This window comes from Paenibacillus monticola (genome assembly GCF_009664975.1).
Taxonomy (GTDB): Bacteria; Bacillota; Bacilli; order Paenibacillales; family Paenibacillaceae; genus Paenibacillus_AQ; species Paenibacillus_AQ monticola.
This window is the reverse complement of sequence record NZ_WJXB01000010.1, coordinates 1-16,132: the sequence shown is the minus strand read 5'-3', so window position 1 is coordinate 16,132 and position 16,132 is coordinate 1. Positions and strand designations below refer to the sequence as shown.

The following is a 16,132-nucleotide window of genomic DNA, read 5'->3' as shown; positions in this document are numbered from 1 at the left end:
TACGCTTTATGCCAGAAATTTGTTTCAAATCTCCTCACTTTACATAAATTTCATTTGCACTTTACAAAAACCCACATTATCCTATTAGGTGGGGGGATATAAAATGAAAAGAGCCTTATGGATAGGATTGATAATAGTATTTGCTGTGCTTAGCGCCTGCAGCAGTAATGAACCGGCTACAACGGCGACTGCTTCGGAGGAAGAAGTGCAGGCATCCGTACTGGATTACTACAATGAAATGTCTAAGATTGAACAATTAGGGAAGTCATCCTTAGAGGCGTTTAATACGACTCTCACTTCATATTCGACTGGGGATGTGACGGACAAGCAGTTGGAGAAGGCAATCGACAAATTCCAGAGTACCGCAGCTGATATATCGGATCAGGCGGAGGAAGTAAAGATTCCAACCAGCTTGCCTGCGAAGATTCGGGATTTGCTTCAGGAGTCTCTAATCGCTTTTAATAGTGCGTATTCTCTAAAAAAAGAAGCTTCTGAGGGTGCTGATTCCGACGACGTATCCGCTGAGGAGTTCAATGACCTAAATCAGAAAGCTGATTTAGCGATGCTGTATGGAATATCCAAGCTCAACGAAGCGCGGGAAGCTGCAGGACTCATGAAGCCTGAGGACGAAACACAGAAGGTTGAGAAATAGAAGAATAGCTATGGGGAATCTCAGTAGATAAAAAGAAGGCGCTGCACAGTGAATCTGTCAGCGCTTTTTTTGTAAATATAAGAATTTATATGTTTCACACAATAACTTATCCTTCTATTTCTCGAATAAACGGCTTCGCCATCCCTAAAAGGACGGCGAAGCCGTTTATTCTTGGTTGTCATTTATTCACTATTGATTAATTAGCTGCATAGTGGATATAATACAAACATACGTTCGCATACTATAGATTGAAAGTATCTCAATGGAAAGAAGGAACGAGAATGGGCAAGAAGCAGGAGGGAAACGGACTGTGGGAGGGCAGCCGCATGATGCTGCCGGAGCACAAAATCCGGATTATAAGTGATGAACGGGAAACGCTGCGCCGTGTCCAACCGATTCTGGATGAGCAGAAGCAGGAGGAAATTGAGTGTACGCTCGCCTTGTCACTGCGTAGCCATGTTCGGGTGACGGTTGTTCTGTTCGATCCTTTTGAGAATAAGCTGATGAGCGGGTTTGTAACTTCCATCCACACCCACTCGCGCGAGTTTAAGCTGCAGTGGGCGGAGGAATGGAAATGGATTGAAGTAGATAATATTATTGAGGCTTATATCGTCTAATGAAGGTCTGCTCTATTCCTTAGAGTGGGTGGCTCCGCTTTTTTCATAAGCAATTAACGTAACCGTAGGGTTGCCGGTCAGCTGTGCCAGTGCAGCCTCGGCATTCCGAATAACTTCAACCGCGGCCTCTTGTTCGCCAAGGGCAGCGAATTTGTAATCATTATTGAGAGTTTCCATAGTCTTTGTCCCACCTTTCAGGCTCATTTTGCCCTTGTGTGCGGAATTCATTCAGTCGTTCCGAGCAAGCTCCTTGCGCACGATAGGTGCGACCTTGGTGCCAAGTAGTTCAATGGCGCGCATAACTTCACGGTGCGGCATGGTGCCGACATTCACATGCAGGAAGAAGCGGGTAACCCCTAGATTTTTGCGCAATAAAATAATCTTCTCCGCGACATATTCGGCATCGCCGACGTAAAGGGCACCCCGTAGGCTGCGTGCGGCATCATAAGCTGCGCGGTCATAACGTTGCCCCCAACCCCGTTCGCGTCCGATGACGTTCATTTGAGCCGCTGTTGAAGGGTAGAATAGGCCGGCAGCCTGCTCGGTTGTTTCTCCGACAAAACCGTGCGAATGCGTAGCTATCTGTAGCTTGGCAGGATCATGACCAGCCCGCACTGCGGCTTCCTTGTAGAGAGCGACTAATGGTGCAAAGCTCTCAGGCATTCCGCCAATGATCGCCAAGGCAATCGGAAGGCCCAGTGTTCCAGCCCGCACCGCCGACTCTGGATTTCCACCGCTTGCGATCCACACTGGCAGTGGGCTCTGAACAGAACGGGGATAGACACCGAGGTTATGAATTGCCGGACGATGACCGCCGCGCCAAGTCACCTTCTCCGAAGCTCTGATGGCCAACAGCAGCTCCAGATTCTCTTCGAACAATTCATCATAATCATCCAGACTATATCCAAACAGCGGAAAGGATTCCGTGAATGAACCTCGACCTGCCATAATTTCGGCCCGACCATTCGAAATGCCGTCAAGGGTGGAGAACTGTTGATAGACACGAACCGGATCATCTGAGGACAGCACGGTAACAGCACTAGTGAGTCTTATATGCGTGGTCATGGCAGCGGCTGCTGCCAATACTATAGCGGGTGCGCTCCCTGCATAATCAGCCCGATGGTGCTCCCCAATGCCATAGACATCCAGACCGACTTGGTCGGCCAAGACGATCTCCTCAACGGCCTCACGCAAGCGCTCGGCATGGCTCATGACCACTCCTGTCACCGGGTCCGGTGTAGCTTCCAAAAAAGTACTGATTCCTATTTCCATATTATTTGTCCAATCGGTCATTGTATTTCCCTCCATTTATGTTACTATATAAAATATAGTATATAATAATAATATAGTTACATTATAAGCGGTGAAATCCAATTTTGTCAAAGGAGAATCTATATGGGACATTTGAAGGCAGCAACTAAACGTAGTATTAGCGAAGTAAGAGATGTCATTCTGAAGTCAATGAGTCCGATCCATGCAGCGGGGCCAGTCGTTGAACCTGGGAATTGGGCGAAGAACGATCCTTTCCTACTGATGATGGAAGATGAATTTCAGAAGGGTTCCTTTGACCTCCATCCCCACCGGGGAATGGAGACGGTAACGTATGTGATCGCTGGGCAGATTGAGCATTATGACACGCATAGCGGTGAAGGCGGAGTGCTCGGACCCGGGGATGTGCAGTGGATGACAGCAGGAAGCGGAGTTGAGCATAATGAAGTACCTTCAGAGGGACTTATCGCGCGATCCCTTCAACTATGGGTGAACCTGCCCAGAGAGCACAAAATGACCAAGCCGCGTTATCAAAATCTAAAAAGTGAAGCCATGCCCATCCGGCAAGAAAAGGGAGCGACGATTAAGGTTTTTTCCGGCTCGTCCAAGGATACTGTCTCCTCCACCTTAAATTATGTTCCTGTAACGATGGTAGAGATGCTGATTGAACCGGGCTTTACGGTTACGCAGGATTTGCCGGGCAGTTACAATGGTTTCATCTATGTGCTCGAAGGCAGTGGGACATTTGGGCAAAATAACGAGATAGCTTCGCAAAGCCAGGTTCTGTGGTTAGGAGAAGGCGGCAGTGGAACAAGCGAGATTGACATCACTGCCATTAATCCGCTACGGCTATTGCTGTATGCAGGTGAACCCCTTAAAGAACCGGTAGTCGCCAGAGGACCGTTCGTGATGAATACGGAAAGAGAGATTACGGAGGCTTTTAGCGAATATCGTCAGGGAACTTTTTTGAAATAAATATAGATGTATTATGGAGCTGTGTTCTTAAAAAAGAGCATGGCTCTTTAATCTGTGATTTAGCTGGAAATACGGGGGTATGCGTACAAGCAGAGCGAATCACCGAGGCATCTACTGTACCAAGGGGTGATAATATGCTGACGTTGGAGCAGGTCTGGGGCAAGTCGACGGCGAATCTTCGCTCCATCCATCCGGTCTTGTTGGCCGGGACGAATGTTTTGATCGAGCGGTGTTATACCAAGGGTATACCCATTGTCATTACCCAAGGGATGCGGACGTTCGCCGAGCAGAATATGTTGTACGCACAGGGAAGAAGTAAACCGGGAAATATTATCACCAATGCCCGGGGAGGCAGCAGCTATCATAATTACGGTCTGGCGGTCGATTTCGCTTTACTGCTGCCGGACGGAAAAGCTGTCTCCTGGGACATGAAACGAGATGGAGACCAAGATAAGACGGCGGACTGGCAGGAAGTTGTGGCCGAGGCCAAACAGCTGGGGTTTGAATGGGGCGGTGACTGGACCTCTTTTCAAGACTATTCTCATCTGCAGATGACATTTGGGCTGACGACCGACCAGCTCCGAGCAGGCAAGCGGCCTACAGCACAGCAGGAGAAAGAGGCCTTAAGCCGGATTCATGGAGGTGACGACGAGGTGAATAAAGACATTAAAATAACCATAACTCTCAATGGCCTCAAGCTTACGGAAGGTGTTCTCGATAACGACACTACCTATGCACCGTTGCGTGTTCTAGCTGAAGCGCTTGGCGCTAAGGTCACTTATGATGCGGTCAGTAAGACCGTGAATATCGCGACGAAATAGGGTGTATAGATATTACTGTGTATGGGGAAATTATCAGCGATAACTCACAAAGGGGGCATTACATCTTGAATAAGCTGATAACAAGCCTTGTCTGCTGCACAGTATTATCAATGAGCCTAATGGGAGCCGGTTACGCATCCAATGCAGCCGGAACGGCAGGTATGGGCGGTACTACACAAGGAAGAACAGGGACGACCGATGGCAGAATGAACAATATGGGGAACGATACCCGTATGATGAATCAAGAAGGCAATATGATGAACGGTACGACAGGTACGAACAGAAATGACACCATCATGAACGACAAGGTGCGTACTGGCAATAATAATAGTACCGTGTCACCGCTGTCCAATGATAGGACAACTGGCAGATATCGGGCCACAAGCACAACCACCAATGCTAACGATAATAATAATAACTCCAACTGGGGCTGGCTCGGTTTGGTTGGGTTGCTAGGTCTGGCTGGAATGAGAAGCAGAACTAGAGAAGACAATAAATAATTCAGCTCTGCAAAGACCCGTATCGGCCCTGGCTGGAACGGGTCTTTGTGTGTTCATTACAGCATCATTCCAGTTACATTTCAGGAAAAAATAAATTTTCTGGATAAAAGAGGATTGCACCTTTTCAAGATACGTGATATTATATTTCTTGTCGCGTTAACAACGCTTCATCGCCTTCATTATATGCCGGGGTGGCGGAACAGGCAGACGCACAGGACTTAAAATCCTGCGGTACGTGAGTACCGTACGGGTTCGACCCCCGTCCTCGGCATCCATATTAACATTGAAAGGGCACATTCAGTTGAATGAGCCCTTTTTTTGTACCTCGGTTAGAAAAAGGATATTGCAAATAAAAGATCGAATTAACCATGTGAAGAAATTTGTAGTTCATTGAATAGATAAAGTGCATCTTTAAATCCCTGCAGATAGATGGAGCGTTCAAGAATTGCTTGAAGCGATAACTGGGCATCCTCATACAGGAATGAAGCCTTTTGCTGATCCTCCGGGAGAACACTCCTAAGTTGCTGGAAGAACTCATCGCTTTCCAGTACAAGAAGTTTATAGTTAGAGTCGGTGTTGGACAGTTCGCGGTACATTCCTTCAAGCCGAATGCGGATCAGTGGATCGGTTAAAGTTTCTAAAGATTCATACAAACTTGACACCTCCAAGCTGTTGACTTTACAAGGTTATTATATAACCTCGTGAGGTTAATTGTAAAGTTAAATTTTAACTCTATAAGGGCAATCAGTCGTCTGCAATTATCATACATAAAAGCTGGAGGGGGAACTTCTTGTTGAAAAGCAATTTAAGAATTCTAATGGCTGAACATCGGATAGACGACATTACCGAATTAATGGAGAAATCTGGACTAAGCCGAAATTCCATCAATAAGCTGTACAGAGGAACCCAATTAGAGACTATTAAGCTAGAGACGTTATTTAAGCTTTGTGATACTTTTCAATGCAAGTTGTCGGAATTGATTGAATATAGCCCGGACAAATAAATTGCTACGCAGGAGCAGTTGTGAGAGTGCCTTAAAGGGTGCTCTCTTTTTTTATAATGGAATCTGATTTCCTCCATATATTGATAAGCTATTTTCAATAAGAAAAAGAGTAACTGAACTTTATGATGTTTAGGAAAGTGGAGAAGAGAGTCTTCATCTTCAATTTCGAACCGCTGCTGGAATGCTCGAAATGCTTTTGGGTTCGCGGGAGAGGAGTGAAGCGTGGAGTTTCACTCTCCAGTAGAAAAGCTACAGCTTCTTTGAAATTCAGATTCCAGAATTGCATTACAAAGTCGATTAGACCTCAGGATTTTTACTCTTACAATAACCTCAGTAGAGATTGAACACTAGAATACTGGATATAATCTAGTTTCTATCAGGAAAAGTTCCTTATCAGTAATGATAGTGCTCATATACATAATGTTCCAAATGGATTATATTAAACATGGTTAAATACTATTGTTGTTTGAGGTGCAAATTGAAGGATAAACTTTTTAAATACTTTAAATCTTCAGTTTCTGGCAAAGCATTAATTTACACATACATGCCAATTTTTCATAAATTTTATTTATTAATAGTTTATACATCATTGGCTGGAGCAATATCTACTGGGTTATCTATATTGTTTATATTTTCAATCCCTAATTGGTTGATAGTTTCTTTGTCTCTTACAGTGGTCCTTATTTTCAGCCTATTTGGTTTAAATCAAGTAATGGCATACAAAGCAATGAAAGTCTTGAAACGGCATTATTCTATAAATACAAAACCCAAGCAATGGCAATCAATTGTATCAGAAATGCAAATCCACTTAATTACCGAATATCTTATTGAAAATGGAATCTATTCAAAGTGGAAGATAGAAAAACTATTAGATAGTTACTGTGAAGATGAAAAGAAGAAAAAACTTCCTCCTTTGGTGGCTCCAGGGATATTGCTGGCAATTTCAATCCCCAATATTACACAACTGGTAACTCGAGCCTATACTCACTTTAACTTAGAGGAAAACATTCCTGAATTTATGAAGCAAACAAATAATTACTCTATTAATCTTAACTTGTCTTTATTTGTTGTGATATTCATATTATCCACGATGATGGTTGCCACTGTTGCTATGTGTAATAAAATAAAAGATGGGGTTATGGAGATCGTAGGAAATAATGATGGCCCGAAAAGAGAGGCATTAATTGAAACACTTGATAATATTCTTTACCAGTTTAAGGAGAAGTTAAATGAGGATGAATTCATACAAAGTCCTCCTCACAGACAGTGATTTATTTGTGGCTGCATTGGCGCAATCCGAGAGATTTCATTCTGGTATCGGAGAGATTTGGAGTCCTGTTGGGTACATGATGGACCATTGCGACATTGTGGAGGGATATAGGGCAGAGTTGATCAAAATTAATGGTGCGCGTTTTGTTCGGCAGCCAGAGATTCAGGGCGTAGAGGCTACTAGATACCTGACAGTCGCTGGGCGTCAAAAATACAGAAACATTCTGTGTAATACTTCGTCCCCTACATATATACACTATGAAAAGTCTCAAAGTAGCTTTACGCTACTGACCTATCCCATTGAAATACGTAAATCACATACTTACCGAGGAAACTTGAAAAGCGAGGTTTACTATGAGGGTTTGGATTTGTACTTGTTTTGATACGAGTTTAGATTTATGTGAACAAAAATATATTATCAGATATGACTCATATAAAATAGAAGTAATACAAGGTAGCTCAGAAGAAGGTCACAACTTATTTATTGAAACAATTAAAGAAAATGCTAAATTAGCGAACGAAGTTTCTAGAAGATTCTTAAGTGAGATTTGCTGGTTGTATCAATCGAGAGTAGAGATTATTGCTGGAGGTGGGTGGGCAAGTAATAAGACGCCTACTAACGTAATGTTTCGTAAATTTGCACGGGTAGGTGGAGGTATTAATTTAACTAATTATAGACAAATTGCTTCAACACATGAACAAAAAATCGCTTTGGGAATTTATAGAGAGGCGTTCAGTTCAAATAGTATTTTTTATAAATTTTTGAGTTATTTTAAAATTATTAATATGATCTATAAAACGGGAAGAGAACAAAAAGAGTGGATAGATAACAATATTGAGAAACTCGTCAAAAGCAAAAGTAAGGTTGAGCAATTGAAGCAAGAGGGCATCCTAAATTTGGGAGAACATTTTTATCACTCTGGAAGATGCGCCATAGCACATTCTAATATTATTAGCGGTGAGCCCATTGCAGCTGCTGATAACTACGAAGATAACTTCAGAATTTCTCTCCTCGTTCGATTTGCCCAATGTAGGATGTATTTATTCCTGCAATTAGGGCAAGTTGCTCTTGGCTCATTCCTCTTCTATGTCTAAGCAATCTAATATTTTCACCAATTTCTTCTGTGTTTTTCATTCTGTCTCCCTTCTTCCCAATAAAACGATAGACTTTCTTCAGAATGATCTCAATAGAATATAGTAGGGATATTAACGGATATAGTGCAGAATTAGTGCGGTGTGTACTGATTTGCTGAATAAAGATATTATTTTGTAGGCTACTAGATGTGCCCGTGTTCTTTTAAACTATAAAATTGTCGACCTCCGATTATGACATGATCTAACACTTCTATGCCTATGATCTCCCCTGCTTCTACAAGCCGTTTCGTTAGAATTACATCCTCTGAACTTGGTGTCGAGACACCACTGGGATGATTATGGGCGCATATAAGAGATGCACTACAACGTTTGATCGCTGCGCGGAATACTTCTCTTGGATGAACGATTGCAGCGTTCAGGGAGCCTATTGAAATTACCTCCCGAAATATCAAGTGATTCTTGGTGTTCAAGAAAAGACAGGTGAAGTGCTCCTTTGTTTGATATCTGAATTCCGGTTCTAGTAGATTAAATACATCTTTGGGACTCTGAATGATGCAAGGATCGTTTGCAGGAATGGTAAGAGCTTTTGCCAATTTCAGCATTGCGGTAATTTGTTTTGCTTTTACAAGACCGATGCCTTTTATAGTGACCAATTGCTGCTCTGAGGCATCCATTAGTTCGATTGTTGTTGGGAATTGTTGAAATAGTTCTTGGATGATATAGCTATCTTGGCGCTCACGTAGTGATTCGGAAATTAGCTTTTTAAGGTCTTCGTTGCGGTAATTGTTCATACAAAATGCCTCCTGATAATTTGGGATTGAAATAAAATGCCGAACACATGTGATTGTGTTCGGCATTTACGTATTACATGATAGCCTCTCGCGACGACTACCTATCTGCATAGGTATCAGGAGTATAATATGTAAATTAAAAAAGAGGAATTACGGAAGGATTAATCAAAGGTCGGAACGAATTTATCAATTTAATAAAAAAAAGGAAAATGCCGGAAGACGTCGAATCTAGTACTTTAGCCGCATGTAAGGTCAATCCTGTAACGGCAGGGGGAAGTTATGCAGAATATACTAAACTTAAATTTGAGAGAAAAAGCAGGTTCGGATTCGTACAATCGTTTTGAGTATCAGGCGCATTGGATTCTTTACCACATGCTGGACAACATTCAAAATAAAAAACCGTTCTTAATATTCTGCGAGTTTCATGATGATATGGCAGAAAGTGAATATAGCCCTTCACCTACTAACATGAACTTTTATCAAGTAAAAACAACAGATACTAAGGAAGAGTGGAAACTAAGTTCGTTGTTTCAGAAAACCAAAAGAAAAGATGGTAGTTACAAAAATTCCTTTTTAGGATTCATCTTCTATAATTTTGATAAGTTTTCTTCAGAATGTAGTAGTTGTCATTTTATCTCCAATGCAGAATTCGATAATGAAATTCTTCAATGGCAATCAATAGTTAAAGATAAAAAAGAACTAAAAAAAGAAAATTTAGCACTATATATGAAAATCAAAAATTACGTTAAAGTCGAGTACCCGACAATGGATCAACAGAAATTTGATATTGTAATTGATAGATTTATCCAAAACACTTTTTTCACAAAAAGTCCATTGTCGTTAGAAGGGCACGTTGAACAAGTTAAAGGGGTCTTTTTTGAAGTAGCCAGTAGATTTAATTTAGATATGAAAAGCGGATATCTATTACTCACTAATATCATGGATTCCGTAAGAAAGAAAACGAGAACAATCATTAGGACTCCTATAAGTTACGAGGAACTAAAAATGAAAAAGGGAATCTCCTCAGACATTTTCAATGAATTGGAAGAAACATTCAATTCGATTCCAAAACACGATGAAGTGTATGATTCAATTGAAAATTACTTAAAGAAAAATAGTTTATCTATTATTCAAATAAATGCAATGTTGAAAGGTCTAAAGAAGCATCATAAAAAAAATCTAGATATTTCGGATGCACTATATCAAGATATTATCCGTGCCTTCATACAAGAAGTTGATGATTTAGTTGAGAAAAACTTTATTTTAATCGACGATTTTGCTATACAAAATGAATTGTTAGAAAATCTGGTTGAAGTTTTTCTAAAACAACACATTCACCAAGAAGCTACTTCTATGGTGTTAAGAGGAGTGTTTTATGAAACGATCTTATCAGGCCAAAGTAGTGACGTATAAAAGGCTTATTCGAAATTTACGGCTCAAGTCTTTAAAAGAAGGTGAGTTTAATGAGCAACGAACTAATGATAAGAAAGATAATAATAATAAGTAAAACAGAAGAATCTTCAATTGAAGTTCCCTTAACTAAAGGGTTGAATATCATTATTGGTAAAAATAAAACTGGAAAATCGTCCTTAATAAAGACGATTTTTTATTCATTGGGTTGTGAATTAAAGTTTGATGAAGATTGGGAAAGGTTGAACAAGAGATCAATTATATCTTTTAGTATTGGGGATTCTTTCTTTTTGGTCGAAAGAATGGATGGTTTATACACTCTGTTTTCTAGTTCGGCAGATTTAAAGACGGTATCGCACATAGGAACATACACTTATTCCGAGTTCTCGGCTAAATTCTTAGAATTGTTTGATATAAATGTTACCTGGATTACAAAAAATGGAGATGATAAGCCTGTTGCTCCTCCCTACATTTTTTCATTTCAATACATTGATCAAGACAAGGGATGGAATTCTATAGCAAAGAGTTTCGACAAACTATCATATGTGCCAAATTGGGAAAGACAAATAATTAAATACATAGTTGGCTATCAAAATGAAGAGTATTTCATGCTAAGAAAAAAATTGGAGAAATATCGAATATTAATTAGAGAGATCGAGTTGAAAATCAAAACTGTTGAAGAATTTGTATCAAATATTTTGCTAAGGGAAAGACAAAATAACTCAATTCTAAATGATAAAAACACAATAGATGATGATTTCGAGAAAAGTCATCGGATATTAGATCAGTTAACCTCTCTAGAAAAAGAGAGGATATCAATAAGTAATCAAATAAGTCAGCTTCAGAATGAAGAATATGAAAAAAAGTTGGTTATTGGTGCTTTGAATAAGTACTCAGAGGAACTTGTAGCAGATCATTTATTTGCTTCAAATTTAGAAGATTCTATTACTTGCCCATTTTGTGGAGTAGTTCATCCAAACGAAATTTCTGAAAAGTCAGAACTTATTAAAGATGTTCAAACTGCAACCAATATCCTCACAAGTGCAATCGTCGATTTAGAAATGCTGCAACGAGAAATAGAGTCATTTCAAAATAGATCAACTGATATTGATTTTAATTATAAAAAAATAAAACAAGAATTACGCTTACTTGAAAAGAACACGAATGCAATAAACACCCTAAAAAATGAAGGTAAAAATGATTTGATTAATACAAGTCGGTTGGAAATCGAGGAGATTAAGAATGAAAGAAATGAGTATCTTGGAATAAAGGAAACAACACAAAATAGTATTAAAGGTATTGAATCTGGGACTAGGAGAAATAATATTTCGAAAAATATTATAATGCTTATGAGTACATTATTAGAGAGTTTGGAATTAAAGGGGAATAATGTGAAGTTAAGTAATTTTTTGCCCGTTTTAAAACATACTGGAAGCGAGCTGCCTCGTGTTATTTATGCCTATTATATATCGCTTTATTTGTATAACTTAGACCGTTCAGACAATCCTTTTAAATGGCTTGTTATTGATACCCCTAATCAACAAGGTCAGGATGATGAGAATTTAGATAATATCAATAAAGCTTTGGAGTTGCTTATGGATTTAAGAGGTCAGGTAGTTGTAGGGACTGAAAGATTGACCGGAGCTGAGGAAACTGCGGCAAATGTGGTTCGATTAATGGAATATAAAAGATGTTTGACTAAAGATAACTATACTGAGCATATTAAGTTTTTAAATCTACTTGATCAGAAAAAGGAAGAACAAGAGTTAGAGCCAAAAAGGGAATAAGCTCAAAAATCCAGAATGATGGATATAACATAAAAACCTCTTCATAATATCAAATATCAGAAATTGTCTTTATATTTTTGATTGCATAGAATCTTTCATAGGTACATATTATATATAATTTTATTTTAAATTAGTGAAGGTGGGTATGATATGAAATTAAGTAGAGTTGAAGTAAAGAATTTATTTGGAGTTTTTAATCACAATATTAATATTAATAATGAACGTGGTATCACTATAATTATTGGTGAAAATGGTTTGGGGAAAACTGTAATACTTGAAATGATTATGAATTTTTTCAATAAAAATTTCTATTATTTTAACTCAGTTACCTTTGATGAACTTATTTTTGAATTTGAAGATGAAGTAATTTGGACTGTGAAAAAAGAAATTGATGATGAACAATCAGAGAATTTATTAGTGTTACTTGGTGACAATCATTCTGAGAGTAAATTTTTAATTCAATCAACTAATTTAGATCCACAATATTTCATGAAACATGCGACTCAAATTGGAAGAATACTAGGTTATATCAGAAGACCTACTCCAAATAGATGGGAAGATACCAGATCTGGAATAATATATACAGCTAAAGGCTTAGTTGAAAAATACGGAAATGAAGTACCTTTAAACTATAAAATCGGATCGGAAATTATTGATGCGCCGGATTGGTTTGCTTCTAGATTTGACAAAATAAATGTTACAATAATTGAAACTCAGAGGATTTTTGTCTTAGACGAGCATGAAATAAATCCTGTTGATACTGTCAGAAAATACTCAAATGAAATTAGTGAACGAATTAAATCGAAATTGGCCGAATCAACTGATCTTTCTTCAAAATTGGATAGGACATATCCTAATAGGCTTGTTAGTCAATTAAAGCAAAGAGAGAATAGTATTACTGATGAAGAATTAAATAAAAGACTAAATCAGCTTGAGGAAAAAAGGGAGTTAATGGACAAGGTGGGTCTAATAGAGACAGAAAAAGACTCGAATTTACTGAAAATTAATAATCCCGATGCAGTAGTAAAAGATGTATTAATGTTATATATAGAAGACAGTTTTGATAAGTTGAGTATATTTAATGATATGTCAGAGAAAATTGCTCTTCTCTTAAGAATTATAAATTCTAGATTTAAACACAAAAAATTATTCACAAATAAAGAAAAAGGGTTCCTACTTAAATCTACAGTAATTCAAAATGAATTGGGGACATATCAAGATATTCCAATAGAAAAACTCTCTTCGGGGGAAAAAAATGAGCTTATTCTCTTTTATCGATTAATATTTAATACAAAAGAAAATTCTCTGATTCTTATAGATGAGCCTGAAATTTCTCTGCATATTTCTTGGCAAAATCAATTCATGTCAGATCTCAATGAAATTCACAAATTAAATAAATTAGATATACTAATTGCTACTCATTCTCCCGATATTATCTCTAATAATTGGGATCTGAGAGTTGAGTTGAAAGGAGTCGAGTAGTTTGAATGAATATATTACAGCTGATCGAATAGCAAATTCAATTATGCAGGATAGCTCATTTTCAGGTCATCACTTGATTGTCGAAGGTATTAAGGATTATAAGCTCTATAGAAAATTTATGAGTGAGAATATTCGAATAAAGGAAGCTTGGGGCTGCGAAAAAGTAAAAGAAACACTAAGTATCTTAGAAGCAAGAGGATTTGATAAGAAAGTCGGTATTATTGATTCAGACTTCTCCAAGTTATTAGATATTAAATTTGATATCAAAGATTTGTTTACTACAGATTTTCATGATATTGAAGTGATGATGATCAAATCTACAGCTTTAAATACAATAGTAGATCTATATTGTAGAAGAGAAAAGGTTGAGAAATTTAATCAAGGAATCGAAGTTTCTCAAATTCTATTTGATTTAGGAAGACATATTGGATTATTGAAATTAGCTAATAAAATGTATGGTCTAGGACTGGTCTTTAAGCCAAAAGAATTAGACGGAAATCAATTAAAATATAGGCAATTTATCTCGGAAAGTGATTTGTCTTTTCTAGGTTACGAAGCAATGATTCAAACAGTGATTAATTACTCTAGAGGTAGATCTCCACAATTAGCTAGTAGTGATGACATTAAACTATATTATCACGAGTTGTCTAAAAATAATTTCGCTGAAGAACAACTTGTAAATGGTCATGATCTAACAAATATAATATTTATCCTGTTTAAAAAAACTTTGAAAAGTAGCAATAGAATGCTTGCTGACTTTAATAGTATTGAAGATTCCTTGATCCTGTCTTATGAAGCTTATGACTTTGTCAACACAAAGCTTTTCAAAGACCTACTTCAATGGTCTATTGAAAATCATATAACACTGTTTAAAGAAACTGTTCTCAGTGTGTATTACGGCACAAGTAAAGAATTAGATAAAATAGCTAACTAATTATTATTACTTTAGTTCGATGTTCAGGTATTATAGATGGTCACACTTTTTCCTTTCTGAGTGCCGCAGAGCACTCGGACATTGAAACATAAAACTCAAAGACAGCCTTGTCCTAAAGGGCTGTCCCCCGTTATTTCCTTAACCTACAAAACCCCGTCGTTCCACTGGCAGCGATGGGGTCAATCGTCATACAAAAGGCAGATAAATATAGTTTCTGCCCTTCACTTTGCTAACATTTTTGCTAACATAAATCTGTCCGACACGTCTCGGACTTAGAAGATGAGGAACACAAAAAAGTGCCTTTAACCCGCATGGTTAAAGGATTTTTATTCGAGAGTTCTATGGTTTTAAGAAATGGTTTAAAAGCCTGTTTCAGGACTTAAAATCCTGCGGTACGTGAGTACCGTACGGGTTCGACCCCCGTCCTCGGCCTCCATAGCAACAGTAAAGAGGCTGTCCCAAAAGAAGATATTTTTCACGTATGAGACAGTCTTTTGACACTTCAAAGCCTTCAAAGCAAAAAAACAAGCCAGTCTCCGGGTTATTGGAGAATGGCTTGTTTTCGTTTTTGATCCGTAGTAGCCTGCTTTAGCAGGTTATGGGCAAGCGAAAGCCACCCGACTTCGAGCGTCACTTTTGACAACCCTCGAAGCAGGAAACGCCGGAATCCCCGGTTGTTCTTCAGTTGGCCAAACACACTTTCCGGTTCAATCATCCTTCGAACCGCAAGCGCATATCCTTCTTCGCTCCGCAGTAGCTCCCTTGCCCGATTTCGGTAACGCAGGGCCTCCATACTGACGGTGACTTCCCGGTTTCCCGCCGCCTTCGTACAGCTGGATTTCAGAGGACAGTCTTCACAACCGACACTTCGGTAATGGCGTTTACGAATTTCGTATCCACTTTCCGTTCTTTCTTTGCTCTCGTAGCGAAAATGAAGCGTTCGTCCAGCCTTACAGGTCCACGCATCTTGCTCCTCGTCGTAACTCCAGTTTTCGATCTTTCCGATCTGGCTTCTCCAGGCTTTACTTTTCTCTTTGTGGTAGCTGTACTTAACAACGGCTTGGATTTGTTCCTTTTCCAAATAAGCATAATTTTCTTCGCTTCCATACCCTGCATCGGCGATAAGCGTTTTAGGCAATTTCCCCAGCATCTGTTTTACCTTCTTGAAATGGGGTTCCAGACACCGAGTATCCGTAGGCCTTTGGTGGAGACTGTAGGCTAAAATAAACTGGTTTTCGGTTCCAATCTGCACATTGTATCCGGGTTTGAGCTGGCCATTTCGCATGTGATCTTCCTTCATTCGCATGAAGGTGGCGTCCGAATCGGTCTTGCTGAAGCTGTTTCGACTCCCCAGCGTTTTCTGATACTGTTCGTACTTTCTCAGGCGCGGAAGCAGATCCTTGCGGAGCTGACGTACCGCTTTCTTCAGTGGTTTATCTTTCGGTTTCTCCTGGAGCCGAGCTTCCAGATTTTGAATGGCGGTTTCTAACTTCTCGCCGGTCCATTCGGTTCCTTCGCCGAGTTCAG

Annotated in this window: 17 protein-coding genes, 1 tRNA gene and 1 pseudogene; 13 read left to right on the top strand and 6 right to left on the bottom strand. The window is 39.1% G+C overall.

Going from position 1 to position 16,132, the window contains the following annotated elements; genetic code table 11:
* Positions 1 to 103: 103 nt before the first annotated feature.
* Both GJB61_RS21615 and GJB61_RS21610 read left to right on the top strand, forming a co-directional pair.
* Positions 104 to 652, top strand: a complete 549-nt coding sequence (locus GJB61_RS21615) for a hypothetical protein (protein ID WP_154121119.1) — start codon at positions 104 to 106, stop codon at positions 650 to 652.
* Between the two features lie 281 nt (positions 653 to 933).
* Entirely contained in the window at positions 934 to 1,269 is a 336-nt protein-coding gene (locus GJB61_RS21610) for a YolD-like family protein (RefSeq protein ID WP_154121118.1), read from the top strand.
* Positions 1,270 to 1,281: 12 nt separating this feature from the next.
* On the opposite strand, the gene GJB61_RS21605 is transcribed toward GJB61_RS21610, so the two are convergent.
* Complete coding sequence (locus tag GJB61_RS21605; protein ID WP_154121117.1) at positions 1,282 to 1,446, bottom strand: hypothetical protein; 165 nt, start codon at positions 1,444 to 1,446, stop codon at positions 1,282 to 1,284.
* Positions 1,447 to 1,497: 51 nt separating this feature from the next.
* Positions 1,498 to 2,562 (bottom strand): LLM class flavin-dependent oxidoreductase, encoded by a 1,065-nt coding sequence (locus tag GJB61_RS21600; protein WP_195724425.1) that lies wholly within the window; start codon positions 2,560 to 2,562, stop codon positions 1,498 to 1,500.
* 102 nt (positions 2,563 to 2,664) lie between these two features.
* Here GJB61_RS21600 and GJB61_RS21595 point away from each other — a divergent pair, with 102 nt between their 5' ends.
* The 4 genes from GJB61_RS21595 to GJB61_RS21580 all read left to right on the top strand — a co-directional run bounded on the left by GJB61_RS21595 (position 2,665) and on the right by GJB61_RS21580 (position 5,105).
* Positions 2,665 to 3,513, top strand: a complete 849-nt coding sequence (locus GJB61_RS21595; protein ID WP_154121116.1) for a pirin family protein — start codon at positions 2,665 to 2,667, stop codon at positions 3,511 to 3,513.
* A gap of 134 nt (positions 3,514 to 3,647) precedes the next feature.
* Entirely contained in the window at positions 3,648 to 4,334 is a 687-nt protein-coding gene (locus GJB61_RS21590) for a M15 family metallopeptidase (protein WP_154121115.1), read from the top strand.
* A gap of 65 nt (positions 4,335 to 4,399) precedes the next feature.
* Positions 4,400 to 4,834, top strand: coding sequence for a WGxxGxxG family protein (locus GJB61_RS31835; RefSeq protein WP_154121114.1), 435 nt, complete (start codon positions 4,400 to 4,402; stop codon positions 4,832 to 4,834).
* A 185-nt stretch (positions 4,835 to 5,019) separates the two neighbouring features.
* Positions 5,020 to 5,105: transfer RNA gene (locus GJB61_RS21580), tRNA-Leu, on the top strand.
* Positions 5,106 to 5,196: 91 nt separating this feature from the next.
* Here the strand turns inward: GJB61_RS21580 and GJB61_RS21575 are convergent.
* Complete coding sequence (locus GJB61_RS21575) at positions 5,197 to 5,487, bottom strand: hypothetical protein (protein WP_154121113.1); 291 nt, start codon at positions 5,485 to 5,487, stop codon at positions 5,197 to 5,199.
* A 137-nt stretch (positions 5,488 to 5,624) separates the two neighbouring features.
* Here GJB61_RS21575 and GJB61_RS21570 point away from each other — a divergent pair, with 137 nt between their 5' ends.
* The 3 genes and pseudogenes from GJB61_RS21570 to mauJ all read left to right on the top strand — a co-directional run.
* Positions 5,625 to 5,837, top strand: coding sequence for a helix-turn-helix domain-containing protein (locus tag GJB61_RS21570; RefSeq protein WP_154121112.1), 213 nt, complete (start codon positions 5,625 to 5,627; stop codon positions 5,835 to 5,837).
* A 478-nt stretch (positions 5,838 to 6,315) separates the two neighbouring features.
* Positions 6,316 to 7,107, top strand: coding sequence for a hypothetical protein (locus GJB61_RS21565; RefSeq protein WP_154121111.1), 792 nt, complete (start codon positions 6,316 to 6,318; stop codon positions 7,105 to 7,107).
* Positions 7,108 to 7,460: 353 nt separating this feature from the next.
* Positions 7,461 to 8,078 (top strand): annotated as a pseudogene (gene mauJ, locus GJB61_RS32415) (methylamine utilization protein MauJ); the annotation flags it as partial.
* A gap of 25 nt (positions 8,079 to 8,103) precedes the next feature.
* On the opposite strand, the gene GJB61_RS31830 reads toward mauJ, so the two are convergent.
* Positions 8,104 to 8,184, bottom strand: a complete 81-nt coding sequence (locus GJB61_RS31830) for a helix-turn-helix domain-containing protein (protein WP_229522250.1) — start codon at positions 8,182 to 8,184, stop codon at positions 8,104 to 8,106.
* Positions 8,185 to 8,383: 199 nt separating this feature from the next.
* The gene (radC, locus tag GJB61_RS21555) at positions 8,384 to 8,992 is read right to left on the bottom strand and encodes a RadC family protein (RefSeq protein ID WP_154121109.1); all 609 of its coding nucleotides are present in this window, start codon (positions 8,990 to 8,992) and stop codon (positions 8,384 to 8,386) included.
* A 279-nt stretch (positions 8,993 to 9,271) separates the two neighbouring features.
* Here radC and GJB61_RS21550 point away from each other — a divergent pair, with 279 nt between their 5' ends.
* The 4 genes from GJB61_RS21550 (at position 9,272) to GJB61_RS21535 (ending at position 14,605) form a co-directional block, all read left to right on the top strand.
* Entirely contained in the window at positions 9,272 to 10,405 is a 1,134-nt protein-coding gene (locus GJB61_RS21550) for a dsDNA nuclease domain-containing protein (RefSeq protein WP_154121108.1), read from the top strand.
* A 50-nt stretch (positions 10,406 to 10,455) separates the two neighbouring features.
* Complete coding sequence (locus tag GJB61_RS21545) at positions 10,456 to 12,189, top strand: hypothetical protein (RefSeq protein ID WP_154121107.1); 1,734 nt, start codon at positions 10,456 to 10,458, stop codon at positions 12,187 to 12,189.
* Positions 12,190 to 12,339: 150 nt separating this feature from the next.
* Entirely contained in the window at positions 12,340 to 13,671 is a 1,332-nt protein-coding gene (locus tag GJB61_RS21540) for an AAA family ATPase (RefSeq protein WP_154121106.1), read from the top strand.
* 1 nt (position 13,672) lies between these two features.
* Positions 13,673 to 14,605, top strand: a complete 933-nt coding sequence (locus GJB61_RS21535; RefSeq protein ID WP_154121105.1) for a DUF4435 domain-containing protein — start codon at positions 13,673 to 13,675, stop codon at positions 14,603 to 14,605.
* A 541-nt stretch (positions 14,606 to 15,146) separates the two neighbouring features.
* Here the strand turns inward: GJB61_RS21535 and GJB61_RS21530 are convergent.
* A partial coding sequence (locus GJB61_RS21530) for a transposase (protein WP_154121104.1) occupies positions 15,147 to 16,132 on the bottom strand: 986 nt, incomplete at its 5' end.

Coding starts and splice junctions, on each gene's coding strand:
- GJB61_RS21615 (WP_154121119.1), top strand. CDS start 104: ATGAAAAGAGCCTTATGGATAGGATTGATAATAGTATTTGCTGTGCTT.
- GJB61_RS21610 (WP_154121118.1), top strand. CDS start 934: ATGGGCAAGAAGCAGGAGGGAAACGGACTGTGGGAGGGCAGCCGCATG.
- GJB61_RS21605 (WP_154121117.1), bottom strand. CDS start 1,446: ATGGAAACTCTCAATAATGATTACAAATTCGCTGCCCTTGGCGAACAA.
- GJB61_RS21595 (WP_154121116.1), top strand. CDS start 2,665: ATGGGACATTTGAAGGCAGCAACTAAACGTAGTATTAGCGAAGTAAGA.
- GJB61_RS21600 (WP_195724425.1), bottom strand. CDS start 2,562: ATGACCGATTGGACAAATAATATGGAAATAGGAATCAGTACTTTTTTG.
- radC (WP_154121109.1), bottom strand. CDS start 8,992: ATGAACAATTACCGCAACGAAGACCTTAAAAAGCTAATTTCCGAATCA.
- GJB61_RS21550 (WP_154121108.1), top strand. CDS start 9,272: ATGCAGAATATACTAAACTTAAATTTGAGAGAAAAAGCAGGTTCGGAT.
- GJB61_RS21590 (WP_154121115.1), top strand. CDS start 3,648: ATGCTGACGTTGGAGCAGGTCTGGGGCAAGTCGACGGCGAATCTTCGC.
- GJB61_RS21540 (WP_154121106.1), top strand. CDS start 12,340: ATGAAATTAAGTAGAGTTGAAGTAAAGAATTTATTTGGAGTTTTTAAT.
- GJB61_RS31830 (WP_229522250.1), bottom strand. CDS start 8,184: ATGAGCCAAGAGCAACTTGCCCTAATTGCAGGAATAAATACATCCTAC.
- GJB61_RS21545 (WP_154121107.1), top strand. CDS start 10,456: ATGAGCAACGAACTAATGATAAGAAAGATAATAATAATAAGTAAAACA.